Annotated in this window: 1 protein-coding gene; it reads right to left on the reverse strand. The window is 60.1% G+C overall.

The window, feature by feature from the left end; all coding sequences use genetic code 11:
- Positions 1-18 precede the first annotated feature (18 nt).
- A complete protein-coding gene (locus DT23_RS18775; RefSeq protein ID WP_051697408.1) occupies positions 19-1251 on the reverse strand; it encodes a response regulator in 1233 nt (410 codons plus the stop codon).
- Positions 1252-1382 lie beyond the last annotated feature (131 nt).

The following is a 1382-nucleotide window of genomic DNA, read 5'->3' on the forward strand; positions in this document are numbered from 1 at the left end:
ACGGGGCAGGGGGGTGTCTTAGCCCAGAAGGCGCAGTGCGGCGCGGCTCGGGGAGCTGAAACGCGCCTCAACCGTGCCAAGGGCCTGCTGGATTGTGGTCTCGGCGCGATTGGTCGCGCGGGCGGGCGGTTGCACCGATGCGCCCACCACAACGTGGAATGCGATCTTGAGATCAGCCGCGAGCGCTGCGAGCCGGTTGTTCAGCAGCCGTCCGGTTTCCATCTCGAATTCCACCGCGCCGATGTCGCGGGGCTGGTTGGTGACGGTGACGAAGATGCCATTGCCGAAATAGGCAATCAGAAACCCGTTGGAAGCAAAGATCTTGGCAGTGCTTTCGGCGATTTCCGAGAGAAGGGCGAGGAATTGCGCCGAAGATGACTTTTGATAGATCAGGTCGAGCTGGTCGATCTTGAAGGCGGTGACGCGGGCTTGTGTCGTGGCGGAGGCCGGCATCTGGCGCAGGTAGTTGTGTAGCGACTGGTGGTCGATCAGATTCGGCAGGGCGCCATGAACCAGCGTGTCGAACAGCCCCACCTTGCCGGTCTTGTTCTGGCGCGGGATGCCGTCGGCAATCGCGGCCAGCCGCTCGTTGCGGCGCAGCGTGCAATGCTTATGCACTGATTTGAGTCGATTTTCGAAGGCGGCGATTTCGAAAGGTTTGGTCACGAAATCCGTAGCACCCGCCTTGTAGGCGCTCCCGAGGCTTTCGATGTCGCGCATCCCGGTCAGCATGAGGATCGGCGCGTCCTTATAGGCGGCAAAACTGCGGATCCGGGCGCAAAGCTCGATCCCGTCCATGCCCGGCATCTGGATATCAAGCAACAGGCAGTCAAACGGGCTCGGGCTTGCGGCGACGATATCAAGCGCATCCTCGGCGCTTGCGGCCACTGTGATATCGGCAAATCCTACGTTCTGAGCGATGGTCGGCACGATGTCACGGATGAAGGGATCGTCATCGACCACCAGAATGCGAATTGCGCCGCTCGTGGCCGCGCCGGGCATCCATTCGCTCGGGCCGGCGGGGAGCGCGTCTGCCTTGTGCGGTGCGCTTGAGGAGGTTGTGCGCTGGCGTCTGATCCGGCGCATGACGCTATCGACGGCAAAGAAGACCAGCGCTGCGCCAAGTGTACCTGTCGAGCCGACCAGCATGTACAATCCAACAGCGGAAAAGAACGAATACCCCTTCAGCAAAGCGACGACAAAGGCGCTGAGCCCTGCAAAAACGCCTATAACGATATAACCCAAAATCACTTGATGGCTCCCGCGCTCTAATCTACCGCCTCAATTGTCTCGATGTGGTGCAGATCACGCCGCTTTATCGCGTGTGTTTTTGGTTTCAGCCCTGCCCACTCGATTTTGGTAGGGCGGAAATGTGGCTGAAA

This window comes from Thioclava indica (assembly GCF_000714545.1).
In the GTDB taxonomy this organism is placed as follows: domain Bacteria; phylum Pseudomonadota; class Alphaproteobacteria; order Rhodobacterales; family Rhodobacteraceae; genus Thioclava; species Thioclava indica.